At 45.6% G+C, this 16,900-nt stretch carries 13 protein-coding genes; 9 read left to right on the plus strand and 4 right to left on the minus strand.

All coding sequences use genetic code 11. The features are described 5' to 3' along the window. The coding region (locus QT973_RS10240; RefSeq protein ID WP_333391282.1) for a CHAT domain-containing protein at positions 1-1,553 on the plus strand (1,553 nt) is incomplete at its 5' end. A gap of 391 nt (positions 1,554-1,944) precedes the next feature. Here QT973_RS10240 and rph read toward each other — a convergent pair. Together rph and QT973_RS10250 are read right to left on the minus strand one after the other, a co-directional pair. Next, complete coding sequence (gene rph / locus QT973_RS10245; RefSeq protein WP_333391285.1) at positions 1,945-2,664, minus strand: ribonuclease PH; 720 nt, start codon at positions 2,662-2,664, stop codon at positions 1,945-1,947. Between the two features lie 126 nt (positions 2,665-2,790). Further along, positions 2,791-3,357: a nucleoside monophosphate kinase gene (locus tag QT973_RS10250; RefSeq protein ID WP_333233939.1), complete on the minus strand. Its 567-nt coding sequence runs from the start codon at positions 3,355-3,357 to the stop codon at positions 2,791-2,793. Between the two features lie 428 nt (positions 3,358-3,785). On the opposite strand from QT973_RS10250, the gene QT973_RS10255 reads away from it, so the two are divergent. Then, a complete protein-coding gene (locus QT973_RS10255) occupies positions 3,786-4,313 on the plus strand; it encodes a P-loop NTPase family protein (protein ID WP_333057848.1) in 528 nt (175 codons plus the stop codon). Positions 4,314-4,442: 129 nt separating this feature from the next. Here QT973_RS10255 and QT973_RS10260 read toward each other — a convergent pair whose 3' ends face one another. Continuing rightward, positions 4,443-4,706, minus strand: coding sequence for a hypothetical protein (locus QT973_RS10260; protein WP_333212631.1), 264 nt, complete (start codon positions 4,704-4,706; stop codon positions 4,443-4,445). Positions 4,707-5,055: 349 nt separating this feature from the next. Then, on the minus strand, positions 5,056-6,555 hold the full coding sequence (locus QT973_RS10265; protein ID WP_333057846.1) for a GUN4 domain-containing protein: 1,500 nt from the start codon (positions 6,553-6,555) through the stop codon (positions 5,056-5,058). A 613-nt stretch (positions 6,556-7,168) separates the two neighbouring features. On the opposite strand from QT973_RS10265, the gene QT973_RS10270 reads away from it, so the two are divergent. The 7 genes from QT973_RS10270 to nusA all read left to right on the plus strand — a co-directional run bounded on the left by QT973_RS10270 (position 7,169) and on the right by nusA (position 16,792). Then, positions 7,169-8,620 (plus strand): hypothetical protein, encoded by a 1,452-nt coding sequence (locus QT973_RS10270; RefSeq protein WP_445243016.1) that lies wholly within the window; start codon positions 7,169-7,171, stop codon positions 8,618-8,620. Positions 8,621-9,692: 1,072 nt separating this feature from the next. Next, the gene (locus tag QT973_RS10275; protein WP_333057845.1) at positions 9,693-12,521 is read left to right on the plus strand and encodes an ATP-binding protein; all 2,829 of its coding nucleotides are present in this window, start codon (positions 9,693-9,695) and stop codon (positions 12,519-12,521) included. Beyond that, positions 12,518-13,909, plus strand: a complete 1,392-nt coding sequence (locus QT973_RS10280) for a response regulator (protein WP_333057844.1) — start codon at positions 12,518-12,520, stop codon at positions 13,907-13,909. The genes QT973_RS10275 and QT973_RS10280 overlap by 4 nt, the downstream gene beginning before the upstream one ends. Before the next feature lie 72 nt (positions 13,910-13,981). After that, positions 13,982-14,242: a hypothetical protein gene (locus QT973_RS10285; RefSeq protein ID WP_333057843.1), complete on the plus strand. Its 261-nt coding sequence runs from the start codon at positions 13,982-13,984 to the stop codon at positions 14,240-14,242. Next, the gene (locus QT973_RS27035) at positions 14,215-14,430 is read left to right on the plus strand and encodes a MoaD/ThiS family protein (protein ID WP_445243017.1); all 216 of its coding nucleotides are present in this window, start codon (positions 14,215-14,217) and stop codon (positions 14,428-14,430) included. Before QT973_RS10285 ends, QT973_RS27035 begins: the two co-directional genes overlap by 28 nt. 324 nt (positions 14,431-14,754) lie before the next feature. After that, on the plus strand, positions 14,755-15,222 hold the full coding sequence (gene rimP / locus QT973_RS10295) for a ribosome maturation factor RimP (RefSeq protein WP_333057842.1): 468 nt from the start codon (positions 14,755-14,757) through the stop codon (positions 15,220-15,222). 292 nt (positions 15,223-15,514) lie between these two features. Beyond that, positions 15,515-16,792, plus strand: coding sequence for a transcription termination factor NusA (gene nusA / locus QT973_RS10300; protein WP_333057841.1), 1,278 nt, complete (start codon positions 15,515-15,517; stop codon positions 16,790-16,792). Positions 16,793-16,900 lie beyond the last annotated feature (108 nt).

A 16,900-nucleotide genomic window follows, 5' to 3' on the forward strand; every position in this document is an offset into this window, starting at 1 on the left:
CCAATAATCCCAATAATCCCAATAATCCTAATAATCCCAATAATCCCAATAATCCCAATAATCCTAATAATCCCAATTCGCCGCCAATATTACCAAGGGATAGATTTGCATTAGATAGAGGGCGATCGCTTTTCCCCGATCCCAACCAACCCTTTAGCCGCCAACAGCGGCAGAATCAAAACAGAATATCGCGAGATATAGGAAAACCCGGAGAAAGGATGCCGCGCGAAAGGATGCAATTTCCCAGAGAAGTGAGAAATTTCATCAATTCAAATATCCTAGATTCAGTTATTCAGTCAGCATTTCGCGGCGACATCGGCAGGAATTTGGAGACAGGCCAAATATCGGAAGCTTTGTCTCTGCTGGACAAATCTTTCAGCCAAGAATTCGGGGAATATTTAGGCATCAACATCAGCAACGAGTTGGTATCCCCAGAGGAAATTCAAAAAAAGTTAGAATCAGCGGGTAAAGAAACCGGCACAAAACCCAGCTTAATTTATCTATTCTCGCAGCCCGAAGAATTAAATTTAATGCTGATCACTTCTTGCGGTGAAGTGGTTCACAAAAGTGTGCCGTCAGCGAACCGACAAGAACTTCTGAAAGTTGTAAATGAGTTCAGGGGTGAGATTACCAAACCGGGGGTGCGGGCTACTACCAGTTATCTACCATCTTCCCAACAGCTTTATAAGTGGATGATTGGGCCTTTAGAGGACAGTTTGAAAAAGTGCGAAACGGATACTATTTCCTTTGTTGTCGATCGAGGTTTGAGAGGTATGCCCTTTGCTGCTTTGCACGACGGACAGCAATTTTTGGTGGAAAAGTACAATCTCAGCCTGATGCCCAGCATTAATTTAACAGATACCCGCTACGTCGATCTCAGAAATTCTCAAGTTTTAGCAATGGGTGCCTCGGAATTTTCCGAGTTGAATCCTTTGCCTGCAGTTCCTGCAGAAATAGCCGCTATTTCTAGAGAGTGGCCGGGAGTCAGTTTTCTGAATGAGGGTTTCACTTTGGAGAATTTGAAGCGACAGCATCAAAGCCGATCTTTTGGGGTTATTCACTTAGCTACTCACGGCGAATTTCGACCTGGAACACCAAATAATTCTTTTATTCAGTTGTGGAATAGTCGGCTGCGACTGGATCAATTGCGGGATTTGAGATTGAATGATCCGCAGGTGAATATGTTAGTTTTAAGTGCTTGTCGGACTGCGGTGGGAGATGCACAGGCCGAGTTGGGTTTTGGGGGTTTGGCGCTGCAAGCGGGGGTGCAAACGGCTTTGGGAAGTTTGTGGTACGTGAGTGATGAAGGTACTTTGGGATTGATGAGTGAGTTTTACCAGCAGTTGAAGACGGCGCGAATTAAGGGGGCGGCGCTGCGACAAGCGCAAATTGCGATGTTGCGGGGGGATGTGCGTTTGGAGGGTGGCCGATTGCGGGGTTCGAGTCGGGGTGAGGGGGTGGAGTTGCCGAGTTCGCTGCAAGGGTTTGCGGATTTAAAGTTGTCGCATCCTTATTATTGGTCGGCTTTTGTGATGATTGGGAGTCCTTGGTGATGGGTGATTAGTGATTAGTGAGTTGTTATTAGTGGGATATTAATGGTTTTTCGGGAAAAGTCGATCGCCCGCAAGCAAGCAAGTTCCGAGTGCGATCGGCCTGTTCACTATTTTTTATGCCGAGTCCGCCACCACCCGATCGCTTGATATCGTTTCCGATTGCACCGGAATTATTATATAGAGAACACGGCGCCCGGCCAATTTGTGTCAACTTAAATCGTCAGTCCGCCAGTCCTCCCGCCCGCCCGCCAGTCCGCCAGGGAATGAATTCCCTGGCTAATAGCTAAAGTCCTCTGAAGAGGACTAATGAGTTGAAAAATTCTTCTTCTCAGTCCTCTTAAGAGGACTTTAGCTTTGAGGCAGGGGTTTCAACCCCTGCCGGACTGCCGGACTACTCAACCAAAGCCTGCCGCTGAGCCTCCAACAATTCCTGAATCCCTATTTCTGCCACATCCAAAATTTGATTTAACTGACTCCGACTAAAACTTCCTGCTTCCGCAGTTCCCTGAATTTCGATGATATTCAAATCTCCATTCATTACCACATTACAATCAATTTCAGCCGCCACATCTTCAAGATAATTCAAATCTAAAAACGGCTCGCCTTCCAAAAGCCCCACAGACACGGCCGCCACTTGACGAATAAGGGGCGATCGCACCAAATCACCTTTTTGCACCAACTTGTTCAAAGCATCAGCCACAGCCACAAACCCGCCAGTAATTGAAGTTGTGCGAGTCCCAGCGTCAGCTTGCAAAACATCGGCATCGACAAGTATTGTGCGTTCTCCCAATAGTTGCATATCCAAGCACGATCGCAAACTGCGCCCAATCAACCGCTGAATTTCTTGAGTCCGTCCCGATAATTTCATAAATTCCCGCTCTTGTCGCTGCGGCGTAGATCCCGGCAACATTCGGTATTCCGCTGTCAGCCAACCTTGTCCGGTATTCTCCAGAAATCTAGGCACTCCCGGCTTGATTGTAACGCTGCAAAGTACCTGAGTATCGCCACTTTTCGCGAGCACGGAACCGCTAGCAAATTTGGTAAACTGTCGATCGAAACTAATCGGACGAATTTGATTTGGTAGTCTGCCATCTGGACGTTGGAAAGACATAATATTTAGGTGATTGGTAATAGGTAATTAGGCATTAAAACTTTAAAAGTTGGTATTAATATTCCGGTTTTTTTGATGCGGTAAATATGCAGTCATTCAATCTAAAATCTACTAAAATCTAAAATCCTATAATGATTTGCTCTTAGCCTCGATTAATTTGAGAATATCCTGCTGGACTTGTTGTGGAGATTGAGCGCCATCAATAGTTAACAGTTTGTTGCGGTATTCGTAATACTCTAAAAGAGGAATAGTGCGTTCGTGGAACAAATCCAGCCGACGCTGTAATATTTCAGGATGGTCATCCGATCGATCGCGCTCGATCGACCTACTCAGCAAAACCTCGATCGGCACTTTCAGCCAAACTGCCCAATCTAGCTCCTGCGCCAACTCCTCTAATAAAAAATCCAACTCCTCAGCTTGAAAAGCAGTTCGCGGATAGCCCTCCAATATCCAGCCATTAAAGACATCCCACAGCAGCAGTCGGCGGCGAAAGAATTCAATCATAGTTGCGTCGGGAACTAATTCCCCTCTTTCGACATAAGACACCGCCAGCTTGCCTAAATCTGTGTCTTCTGCGATCGCCTCCCGTAGAATATCCCCCACAGCCAGCAAAGGAAGGCTCAAATTGCTGCACAGTAGTTCAGCCTGAGTTCCCTTTCCCGCTCCTGGCCCTCCCAGAATCACCACTCTCACAGTCCCTGCTCCTAGTGCCGCGACATTCAAATTTTACGCGATGTGTGTACTTTTTCTTCACAGTCCTGGACTTCCCAAGACTCTCATCGCCTTGCTTTTTCACCCTCTAACTATCTAAGGATCGTGGATTAAATAACTTCCTACAAAAAATGCTCTCATCACCGTGGTTTTTCACCCTATAACTGTATAAATGTCAAGCTCCACGCCGTATTTTAGTAAAAAACCCCGTTTCTGCCTAAGTGCTAATTGAGTTCAAAAATCGAACAAACGACTGCGAATGCCACTGCCGCGAGCTTTTGACAACTTATATATATAGTGTTCGATCGGATGTGCACCCGGCCCAGTACACTATATATTGTCAAGCAGGCTTCAGCCGCACCAAGGTCGGAGCTGCACTCAAGACTTAGTTGCTGATTAAATATTGCCCTATGGTTGCTCAGTTACAAACCCCTAAACTCAATTTAACCCACAGCTTGCCCTACACAGTTCAAGGGCTGGTGCAAGTCTTTACAGGCCCGCACCGCTGCTTTTTTACCAGTGTCATGGCTCAGGCCCTCAGAATTGCAGGACAGGGAGCTCCCGTGCTAGCGGTGCAGTTCCTCAAAGGGGGAATTAATCAAGGGCACCAGCATCCGGTGCGGCTGGGGCAAAATTTAGATTGGATGCGCTGCGATTTGTCACGCTGTATTGAGAATGCCGATCTAGATGAGCTGGAGACGCGATCGATCGAACAATTGTGGCAGTATGTTCAAAATGCGGTGCGTGAAGGTCGTTATGCCTTAGTTATTCTCGATGAATTGAGTTTAGCGGTTAATTTGGGCTTGATTCCCGAAGCCGAAGTGGTGGCATTGATTGACAACAAGCCCCATCATTTGGATATGATTTTTACCGGGCCATCGATGCCCCAAAGAATTTTGGATGTTGCCGACCAAATTACGGAAATTCGCCGCAGTTAAGGACAATGATTCAATTTGCGATCGCCTGTTTAGCGATCGCATTTTTTATGTAAAAAAACAGTATCAAAAAAAAAGAGGCGATCGCTTAGCTCAAAGAGCGATCGCACGCTGATCAATTTACCAGCGACGTTACGCTTGAACTACCGGATCGAAGACAACACTCAATCGATCTGCCGGCACCATCCGCTTGAGAATTTTCAAGTGACCGTCTGCATCAGACCAACTGCGAAACTCACCCACAACCACCTTTTCCACATTTGGAAGCGAGCGAACTATAGTCCACGGCTTGAGACGTTTTTCTTGCAACATACTAGATAAATCTCCTTGGTAAATTGGAGCCAAAGCCAGTCCCCCTCGTTGGCCACGACCGAAGACTGGCTTTTGACTTTGCAAACTTGCCCTTCTCTAAGAACATAGCACAAAAAAAATAGTTTGGGATTATATCTTATTTTTCGCTTTTTTTAGAGCTACTTTTTACAGAACAGATGATTAAACTCCACACTTATTAACTCTTTAATTCCCAACTCAAAACTATTTAATGACTAACACTTCGACTTCGCTTGGGGTGCAGCCTCACTAATAAATTCTGCCTTCTACCTTCTACCTTCCTTTTACTGAGATATTGCACCATTCTCAATAAGTTTTTTATGAACAGGCTTTCCGGCCTGTTCCACAAGAAAATTCACTCTTTGTGGAACAGGCCGGAAAGCCTGTTAAGCGAGAATAGTGCAAGATGTGAGTTTTACAAATCCCGCCGCGACAGCAGAAACCAGATCCCACCCAAACCCAAAACACCGCACAAAACCCCGCCTTCCCACCCAAAAACAGTCCCCCCCGGCAAATGTCCAGGCTTTGCTTTAGAAGAAAAATTCAGCTCCGAATAGTATACCCACTGGCTGTTAACCCGCCAGCCCACTCGATCGCCAAACTTCTCCCAAACTGTAGCATCATAAACACCAGGCTTTCCCCCCAACTTGAGCCACAAACCCTTTTGCACAGAAAAACCGAATCTGCGGTGACTGTGCCGCACCCAAAGTCGATCGATAGTCTGCAAATCCTTAGCTGGAAACTTCCTAATATCTTCCTCACTCAAATAACCCCGTGAATTTTGCTGCATCACCTCCAGCATTTTCACAGAAGTTTCCTCATCAGCACCACGCCAATTTTTAGCAGCCAGCAGCCTTGCCAAGTGAGAATAATCAATACCTTTTTCTGAGTCTAAATTCACAGAAATTAACAGAGTATCAGTCACAGGTTGAGTCGGAACCGAAGGACTAACAACAGTTGCCTGCTGCGACTTTTCCAGCACGGGGACAACAACAACAGGAGGTTTTAAAGCATCCAAAACTTCCACAGCAGATTTGTAGCGATCTTTAACATATTCCTGAATTAACTTATCCAAAACCTGACCTAAATCCTCGCTAATTTGTGTTCCTTTTGGCAAAGCCTCCCTCCACAGCCACCGGCCTTCAAGCGGATCGTAAAGGTCATCGTGAATGTCCCCGTAGATATCCAGATAAGGCATAACAGAAGTCAGCAAGCGAATGCAAGTCACCCCCAAACTGTAAAGGTCGCTAGCCGGAACAGCCCTACCGTGACGCTGTTCTAGAGCCGCGTAGCCGGGAGTTCCCAACTTCGTTCCTGTTTTGGTGGGAGCAGCAGCTACTACCTGTTTGGAAACCCCAAAATCTATCAGCACTAACTTACGATCGCGCGATCGGCGGATCACATTCTCCGGCTTAATATCGCGGTGAATTACATTTCTGTCATGAACAAACTTCAATAAAGGCAACAAATCTAACAGCAGTTCGCAAGTTTTAATTTCGCTATAAGCACCGTACTTATCTAACTCATCCTTTAAATTATTGCCATCAATAAACTCTTGCACCAAATACAAGCGCCCATCTTCCTCAAAATAAGAAATTAACTGAGGAATTTGCGGGTGCTTCAGTTCGTATAACCGCCTTGCCTCTTGTTCAAACAGTCGAACATATTTTTTAAAATGACCGGGCTTCCGCTGAAATTCTTGAGGGGGTGACAACTGTTTAATCACGCACAATTCCTCAAATTTTCCATGATTAACAGCTCGGAAAGTCCTGCCAAATCCCCCATCGCGTAGCGGTTCAGTTGCTGCATAAAGGTCTTTTAGCAGCAGCTTTGAACCACAATTAAGACAATACTTTGTGCCTGGTGGGTTCTGACGCTTGTCTCTTGGGCAATCGAGATTAAGGCAGTATGTCATATATTAAAAAAATGCGAACAAAATTAGTAGGAAGGGTTTTATATTATTCAAGAGTCCGATCGCGAGCTGGTTTTTGTAGAGGCGAAACCTCGAACCTTGCGGAGGCGGCAGCCACCCTCGCCATCAGAGGGGGCGCTCTCACCAGACTGCCACCCCTGAGCAAGTATAACTCTCTTGAGGGTTTGACCTCAAACTCGAAGTCCACATCTAACCTTAGACTCCGCTGCGTGCAATACATTTGATTTAGCGGTCAAATAGCCCGTAGATCAAACAGAAATAGTCATTTATTGCCAGCCCCGTGAGCACTGCAACGCCAAAAAAACTAAGGATTCCGCCTGAGATATAATTTTATTGCCAGAGAGAAGCACACTAACGGGAGCCACAGCTTCCGTCAAGTTCGATCGACCTAAATATTTTACCCGTAAAATATTTAACTTAACCAGGCATAATTAACAATCCAAAAATCCCCAACAAACGCACGTTAAAATAAAGACTAGCTTCCGCGATCGCCATCCGAACTCGATCGGACACTTAGCCAGTTTTCCCTGTTTCCTTTTTTCAGCTATTACCAGTTACATCTATTTCGATCGGTCTACTTAATTAGGAACCGCTAGTGACACCAAAACTACTGCCCTCTCCAACTCCAAACTCCCGCAAAAAATCACCAAAAGTACCTTGGTTCGAGCGGTTCATGGCACTGGTCGCCCTAGGAAATTTAAGCCTAGTATTATTTGACATAACTTACGTCCCCGGACGAGATTTCTACTTCCGGCAACTCCCAGTTCTAACTCAAGTATACGACCCATTTAAAGGAATTAAACCCCACCGAGACACCCAGCAATATCTGGAAACCTTAGAAGAATTAAAAATTCAAGTAGTGCAAACAGGATTGCCCTCTCCCCAAGTAGCAGCCAAATTGCAGGAAATAAACAATCTGAGCGCGAAAATGATCGACGAAGATCCCTTTCGAGTAGCATCAAAAAGTGGCACCCTAGAAAAAATCAAAGACCGGATGCGCGATCGCGTCCCGAATCCAGAAGACTCCGCTAAACAATCATTCCAAAGATTTTGGAGCCCTGACTATTTAAACAAACAAGACTGGCAAAAAGAAATCCAGTGGTTTGACTCCAAAATCAAGCCATTAATCGCCACCAACTATTACCGCGAGATTGGAGAAAACGGCGAATTTACCGATAACTTCTGGCTAATTGACCTGCCATTTATTGCCATATTCGCGATCGAATTTCTAGCCCGTACCTACTCGATCGGCCGCCGCCACCGCAGCGTCACTTGGCGATCGGCCATGCTCTGGCGATGGTACGACATCTTCCTGCTGCTCCCATTCTGGCGCCTGTTGCGAATATTACCCGTCACAATTCGCATCCACCAAGCCAAAATGCCGGATCTCCAACCCATACGCACCCAAATCAGCCGAGGTTTCGTCGCCAATTTCGCCCAAGAATTGACCGAAGTTGTAGTAATTCAACTCATCAACCAGATGCAACAATCAATTACCACAGGCGAACTCGCTCGTCAACTCTTTAAATCCCCAAAACAGCGCTATCTAGACATCAACAATATCAATGAAATAGAAGCGATCGCCACCCATCTCGTCCAAATAACCGTCTACAAAGTCCTCCCCCAACTCCAGCCCGACCTAGAAGCCCTCCTCCGGTACAATATTGAAAGCTTCCTCAAACAATCCCCCCTCTATCAAGGATGGAAGCAAGTACCCGGTCTGGGAAACCTGCCCGAACAGCTAGCACAGCAATTAGTTGCAGAACTCTCAAAATTAGCCACCCTCGGCCCCCAAGATGCCTACGAAGCCTTCAAAATCGCCAGCGAAGACCCCATAAGCATCAAACTTTCAAGCCAGCTAGTCCAACATTTCGGGCAAGCTTTAGGCACCGAACTGCAACAGCAGCAAACCTGGCAAGAAATACAACTGCTGCTGTGCGATTTCCTAGAAGAGTTCAAAATCAACTACATTCAGCGGTTGAGCGAAGAAGACTTCGAGAAAATTTTAGAACAAGCCAAAGAACTGCAACGGATAGCCCCGCGTTAGCGCAAGTCTCCACCGCTTTACTTATTTTTTTCTTCCCCAATTAGCAATTAGCAATTACCCTGCTTTAACTCCAGCAAATGAAACTTGCTGGAATTGTAAAGTTTCATGTGCGATCGGCATTCTCTACCAGAGTCATCTGCAGAGTTGTGCATCCCACATTCAGCGCGGTAGTGAGTTAGACCGCCGTTAGGGTCCTCAGCGGTCTGGGAACTCACGTTTTTAGCGATAAAGCTCATTTTTTTTAGACGTATATTATATCAATATATAGCAATCCTAAATGATTATACTCGTTACCAGGAAGAGCCTGGTAACGCAGATCCGGAGGAAGAGCCTCCATAGTCGGGGCCGAGGCAGAGCCTCGCTTACATCGGTTCCCAGGCAGAGCTTGGAAGTTAACCAGTTATTGAAACTGATGCGAGGATTGCTATATAGCAATCCTCGCATCATTTGTAAAAATATGTAGGGGTAGTGCTACCCCTACTCCCCGTGCCTACCCCAGCCTGCATCGGGGCAACCGGGCGTGGGGAGAGCCCCTACAAGAATTACACGAATCATTTAGGATTGCTATATATCTAATTTAGATGAAATGATATTTTTTATTGCCCATCTGTAAAGTAAAGTTAAAAACCACTACAAATAGCTGTAAACCAAGTAATCTATTAGATAGAATTGCTAGCTGATTTTCTCAAAAAATTTTTTTTTTACAAATGCTAGTAAAAAAATCAGGCGCTTCAGCAGGGAGCATCTCATATTTGTAAAAACACTTCTTCTTCCTCCTGCCTTCTGCCTCCTGCCTCCTCCCTCCTGCCTCGCAGCAAGAGAGCCTCAAAAATCCAATTTCTAACTTAGGTGCTTTCATTGAGATGTTCCCCTTCAGCATCTTTAGTCAGCTATAATTATAACCCTCTCATAGTAAACACCTAGAGTAGCTATGCTGGTTCAAGCAAGTTACTTTCTAAAAAGTTTCAATAACTATTATAGATAGCTTTTCAATATATATTTCCTCAGTCTCATTTCACTAAATCCACAGAGATTTTCCCTCAACTCGTTACCCCAGGAGTAACACCAATCAATGTCACACACATCTCGCACCACTTTTCTGTCAAACCGTTCTCAAAAAAAGCTGTCACTTCGCCTGATCCTAGTGTTGCCATTCGTCGTGCAAATCTTTGCCGCCGTCGGGCTGACCGCTTGGGTCTCGGTACGCAACGGACAAGAAGCTGTCAATAATGTTGCGACTCAACTCCGCAGTGAAGTCTCCGAACGCATCAATCAGAAGCTTAACGAATATTTAGAGGCTCCCCACCTAGTCAATCAAATCAATCTTGAGGCTGTCCGCCTAGGTCAAATTGACGTTCAAGACTTGCCACGCCTAGAGCGCTACTTTGTGCAGCAGGTACAGTTATTTCCGACAGCAGGTTCCATTATGTTCGGTAGTCAAAAATATGATGGCTTTATTGGGGCATTAAAACCTAAAAAAGACACCTTGCAAATCATGGAAGCCGGCCAAGCCACAGGGGGAAGTATTCGATTTTATGATATGACTAAAGACGGAGAGCGTATAAGGCTCATTCAGGAAAAGCCCGACTTCAAGATAGAGGAACGACCCTGGTACGTGGCTGCCGTCCAAGCAGGCAAACCAGTGTGGGGCGAAATATTTTCCTATCACGCTTTCCCAGAAATGGTTTTGCCTGCTAGTGTTGCTCTCAATGATAGTAAAGGAGCAGTCATTGGGGTATTCGCCGATCATTTTTTTCTAACACAAATTAGTGACTTTCTCAAAAATATAAAAATCGGTCGTTCAGGGCAAACTTTTATCATCGAGCGCTCAGGACTCATCGTTGCCAGCTCTACCCTAGAGCAGCCATTTTTAGTTGAAAATGCGAAAGCTAAACGCATCAATGCAGCTAAAAGCACAGATCCCTTAATAAGCTCTGCTACGAAGCAATTACAACAGCAATTTGGCGACCTAAAAAAAATTACCAAGCGAGAACAGCTTGACTTCTGGATCGATGGCCAACGACAATTTCTACAAGCGCTTCCTTATAAAGACGATCGCGGTTTGGACTGGTTAATTGTAATCACAGTTCCCGAAGCTGACTTCATGGAGCAAATTAATGTTAACACCCAGACGACCATTTTTTTGTGTTTAGGAGCCTTGGGACTGGCTACGGTTTTAGGAATATTAACCGCACGCTGGATTACTAACCCGATTCTTCGCTTGAGTGAAGCTTCTAGGGCAATCGCTAGTGGAGATTTAGACCAAAATGTGCAAGTAAAAGGCGTAGAAGAACTAGAAGTTCTGGGTCAATCATTCAACCAAATGGCACAACAGTTGCGCGAATCCTTTGATGCGCTAGCCAAGACCAATTCCGAACTAGAAATCAGAGTACAAGAACGCACTGCTGAACTCACGGAAGCCAAACAAATCGCGGATACTGCCAACCAAGCTAAAAGTGAATTTTTAGCAAATATGAGTCACGAATTGAGAACACCACTCAATGGAATTTTAGGATACGCTCAAATCCTAGAACGCTCAAAAACGATGGCTCCCAAGGAACTCCAAGGCATCAGTATTATTCACCAGTGTGGCTCCCACCTGCTAACCCTGATCAATGACATCTTAGACCTCGCTAAAATTGAAGCCCAGAAACTGGAACTGTACGCGAAAGATTTTCATTTTCCTTCCTTTTTGCAGGGAGTCGCGGAAATCTGCCGCATCCGAGCCGAACAAAAAGGAATTGCTTTTGTTTATCAACCCAGTTCGGAAATTCCTGCTGGCATCTACGCTGACGAAAAACGCTTGCGACAGGTACTAATTAACTTACTGAGCAATGCAATTAAGTTTACAGACTCGGGACGAGTGACTTTTAAGATAGAATATCTGGAAAAGGGGACAGGTGCAAAGGTACAAAGCCATCAGCAAAAGCCAGCCTCACCAATTCACAAAATTCGGTTTCAAATAGAAGATACTGGCGTTGGTATGACGCCAGAACACTTAAAAAAAATATTTTTGCCTTTTGAACAGGTAGGAGAGAGCAAGCGTCAGGCGGAAGGAACCGGACTCGGTTTAACAATTAGCCAGAAAATTGTCGAAATGATGGGTAGTACCATTCAAGTAAAAAGTCAGTCACGAACAGGCAGTGTTTTTTGGCTAGATTTGGATTTACCGGAAGCGGCAGACTGGGCAAATACAGTCACGATTGCCAAGCAAAGAAAGCTAGTTGGGTACCAAGGTAGAAAACAGAAAGTTTTGGTTGTGGATGACAAATGGGAAAATCTCTCAGTCATTGTCAATCTCCTGGAACCCCTCGGATTTGAAGTAACCGAAGCTAAAAACGGTCAAGAAGGTTTAGAAAAAGTAGAAGAGTTTAAGTTCGATTTGATTATCACTGACTTAGTGATGCCAGTGTTAGATGGCTTTGAGATGATGCGCCGTATCCGAAATTTGTCAGACTATACAGACGTGGCAATCATTGCTTCATCTGCCAGTGTATTTGCTACCGACCAACATAAAAGTTTGGAGGGGGGAGCCAACGATTTTCTCGGTAAGCCTGTGCAGGCAGAAGAGCTATTTGAGATGTTGCAAAAGTATTTAAAACTTGAATGGATATATGAGGAACGAAAAAATGAAAAAATCAGCAATATTGCCTTTTCCTCTGAGCCTCAATCACTTTCTGAATCGAACTCTGTAGTGGCTCCCCCGCCCGGAGAAATGGAACTCCTACTTGAACTGGCGATGAGAGGCAACGTGAAAGGAATTGTGAAGCGCAGTGAACACTTAGAGAAATTGGATCAGAAATTTGTGTCTTTTGCTGTTGAGCTGCGCCAGTTAGCCCAAGGCTATCAGGTCAAAAAAATTAAAGAGTTTATTACATCCCACAGGATAGAAAAAGAATGAAGGCAGCAAATATTGAAACAAGTAGCATCTTAATCGTCGATGATAATCCTAGCAATCTAGACGTGCTTTCTGAAGCTTTAGCGGGTTTTGGATGGGAGATATTGGTAGCAACTGATGGCGAAACCGCCATCGAACAGGCTGAATATACTCAGCCTGATTTGATTCTTTTAGATGTGATGATGCCAGGAATTGACGGGTTTGAAACCTGCCATCGCCTGAAGGCAAGTCCGTTGACGAACGAAATTTCGGTAATTTTTATGACGGCTCTTTCTGACATAGGAGATAAAGTCAAAGGCTTTAATCTAGGGGCTGTGGATTACATTACTAAGCCTTTTGAACAAAATGAGGTATTAGCTCGCGTCAATCTCCATTTAAAACTGCGTTCTTTGACTAAAACTCTCGCCGATCAAAATCTGCTTCTCAAACGGGAAATTGAAGACAGGATCGCAGCCGAAGCAGCGTTACATCAGCTCGCGCAGGAGTTAGAAAAACGGGTGGAAGAACGAACCGCTGAACTTTCTCAAGCTTTGGATAATCTTAAAAAAGCTCAGGTGCAAATCGTTCAAAGTGAAAAGATGGCTTGTCTGGGTCAACTTGTAGCTGGGGTAGCTCACGAAATTAACAATCCAGTTAGTTTTATCTCCAATAATATCCCTATTGCCAAGGAATATATTGCCGATTTGATCGAGATAACTCGGCTTTGCCAGCACCACGTTAATTCGACATCAGAATTTGAGGAGAAGTCCCAAGAGATTGAGTTAGATTTTATTGTGGAAGATTTGCCAAAAATTATTGATTCAATGGCGGTCGGAACAGAGCGACTTTACAATCTTTCTATGTCACTGCGTAATTTCTCTCGGTTGGATATATCGGCACTAACGCCAGTGAATATTCACGATGGGCTAGATAGTACCCTGTTGATTTTAGGTCATCGATTGAAAGGTAAAGGCACTCGCCCAGCTATTAAGGTTATTAAAGAGTACGGCGAATTACCGCTGGTAGAGTGCTATCCTGGGCAAATCAATCAGGTGTTTATGAATGTATTAGCGAATGCAATTGATGCTTTAGAAGAGTCTACGAGCAGTTGTCCGCCCTGCGGGGAAAAGCAACAGAGCAATGACAACCCACAGATTCGTATCTGCACTGAAATGCTTCAGGGCGACAGAGTTTTGATTCGGATTGCTGATAATGGGGTTGGCATAACTCAGGAAGTAATGCAGCATTTATTCACGCCGATGTTTACTACTAAATCAGTAGGTAAAGGGACAGGTTTAGGTTTGTCTATTAGCCGTGAGATTGTAGAAGCAAAACATGGTGGTAAGCTGACTTGCATTTCCTCGCCCGAATGGGGGGTAGAGTTTGTTATTGAGCTTCCAATTCAGCATTAGTAATGGGGAGTTTTTAGGGTTAATTTTAGTTTGGCTGTTTGGTCAATATAGCTGGTAATTTGCCGATCGCCCATGTCTAATCTACCAATCACCATCACTGTCAAACTCTTGGCCCCCTATCAAGAAGCAGAGGGCTTGTCCGAACTGAAATTACAATTTACCCAAGAAACTCCCGTATCGCAAGTCCTAGAACGCCTGAGTGCCACTCCTCCCCCTGTTCTAGGGGCGATCGCACATCTTGCACCATTGTCAATAAGCTTTTTAGGAACAGGCTTTTCGGCCTGTTCCACAAAGAGTAGATTTTCTTGTGGAACAGGCCGAAAAGCCTGTTAAGCGAGAATGGTGCAACATCTCAGATCGATCGCACCCGCTTGGGTATCAACCAGGAATTTGCCACACGCGACACCCCACTCCAAAACTGTGATGAAGTCGTCCTTATTCCCCCTGTCAGCTCTCCCCTTCTGCCCTCGGACAGTCCGCCGATGGCGATCAGTTTGTCACCGGGCGGGCGATCGAGCTAAACTGAGAACTGAGGCCTCCCTTCGATCGGAAGAAGTCCTCAAACTTCTTGGAAGAAATTGTTTTACCTAGGAGTGGGTCAAGCCCACTTTTTTTGTTGCATTAGTCGCAGGAAAAGAGCTCAGGGCGTCTGACTTGCAAGTTGAGGACTGATTTAGTAGGGGTATCCCCCCGCTTGAGATCCCTGCTGGGATGTTGGGTAAGTCCCAAAGTTGAAGACGAAAGTCGCAGCCACCTAATCAAACCACCTCAAAACCAAGCAATCTCAACAACAAATTTTTCCTTGCCCGTGTCCGAGTTTAGGAGTTTTAACTTAAGTATTCGATATGACTCATCCCCTAATCCCACAAATCATTGACTTAGCTACCCCCGTTGCGGAAACACTGGGATTGGAAGTAGTGGGAGCAGTGTTTCACACCAACCAAAATCCTCCCGTCTTGCGGGTAGACATCCGCAACCTCCAACAAGACACTGGTTTAGCCGACTGCGAGCGCATGAGCACAGCCCTCGATGCCGAGTTAGAGGCAGCCGACATCATAGCCGATGCCTACGTGCTAGAGATTTCCAGTCCCGGAATATCCCGATTGCTCAGCAGCGATCGAGAATTCATTACCTTTAAAGGTTTCCCCGTGACAGCCAAAACCACCGAACCCGACTCGCGAATCAAAGAGTGGAAAGGACTACTCCTGGGCCGGGATGAAACAGCGGTTTATCTCAATCAAAAAGGGCGACAGGTTAAAATTCCCCGCCCTCAGATTGTCAAAGTTGAACTAGACGAAGGAAAGGAGATGTAAAGGGAAATTTTGAGTTTTGAGTTGTAGGGGCAGTGCCCCTGTGCCCGCCCGATTTGAGTTTTGCGATTGCCTCGCAGCAAGCTGAAAACGCTTGGCTGCGAGTTAATTTTTAACAATCACATCTGTAGCAGCGGGTTGAAGAGGAACAACAAATAAATTGTTACTGCACCTAGCTTCCCTAATCCTATCCAGTAACTCATCACTCCTCGTCATCACTTTTTCTGGAAATTTTTCCAGTACCAATTACCGATTACCAGTTACTTGTTACCACAGCAAAAAAGGAGAGTTTTATATGTCAATGGTTCCCCTGCCCGGACTAAAAGAAATGGTCGAAGGTATTAGCAAAGAACGCAATTTACCCAAACACGCCGTCCAAGCAGCCTTGCGAGAAGCTCTGCTCAAAGGATACGAACGCTACCGCCGTACCCAAAAACTCGACCACTTCAGCGAAGAATACTTCGACAACTTTGATGTAGAACTAGACGCAGAACAAGAAGGTTTCCGCGTTTTAGCCAACAAAACTATTGTCGAAGAAGTCATCAATCCCGATCACGAAATCTCACTTACGGAAGTGCAAGAAGTAGCCACGGAAGCTCAACCTGGGAGCATCGTGCTCGTAGACGTAACACCAAATCAAAAAGAATTTGGTCGCATGGCGGCGATCCAGACCAAACAAGTTCTCGCTCAAAAACTGCGCGACCAACAGCGCAAAATGATTCAAGAAGAGTTTAAAGATTTAGAAGAAACCGTTCTTCAAGCAAGAGTGCTCAGGTTTGAGAGGCAGTCGGTAATTTTAGCTGTCACCAGCAGCTTCGGTCAGCCAGAAGTAGATGCCGAACTCCCTAAGCGCGAACAGTTGCCCAACGACAATTATCGGGCCAACGCTACATTCAAGGTTTATCTCAAAAAAGTAGGCGAAGGCTCAACTCGTGGGCCGCAGTTACTTGTTTCTAGAGCCGACGCAGGTTTGGTGGTTTACCTGTTTGCTAACGAAGTACCAGAAATAGAAGACGGGGTGGTGAGAATTGTTGCCGTAGCCAGGGAGGCAAATCCGCCATCCCGGCACGTCGGCCCCCGGACTAAAATAGCAGTTGATACTCTCGATCGCGACGTAGACCCTGTAGGAGCCTGCATCGGAGCGCGGGGATCGCGGATTCAGGTAGTAGTCAACGAATTGCGGGGCGAAAAAATCGACGTGATCCGCTGGTCTCCAGACCCAGCAACTTATATTGCTAACGCTCTGAGTCCCGCTAGAGTAGATGAAGTACGTTTAGTTGCTCCAGAAGGCAGGAGAGCTCACATTTTGGTCGCTGAAGACCAACTGAGTCTTGCCATTGGCAAAGAAGGTCAGAACGTGCGTCTCGCAGCCCGCCTCACCGGTTGGAAAATCGATATCAAAGATATTGCTAAGTACGATCGCGCGGCCGAAGACAGCAAATTGGCTGCAGAAGCAACTAGGCTCGAAGAACTAGAAGGCGACTACGAGGAAGCAGGCGACTACGACGAGGAAACCGCAGAATTTGAGGAAGAGGAGGCAGCAGCTACGGAGGAAACCGAAGCCGCTGTCTAAAAACTGTGACATTTACCGAAGAAGAATTCAGAATTCAGAATCCAGAATGGGTTCCGTGCGACAGGATGGAGAATCGAGCTTTAAAGCCCCCGATTTTAATCGTGGAAC

It is taken from the genome of Microcoleus sp. Z1_A1 (assembly GCF_036700305.1).
Lineage (GTDB): Bacteria > Cyanobacteriota > Cyanobacteriia > Cyanobacteriales > Microcoleaceae > Microcoleus.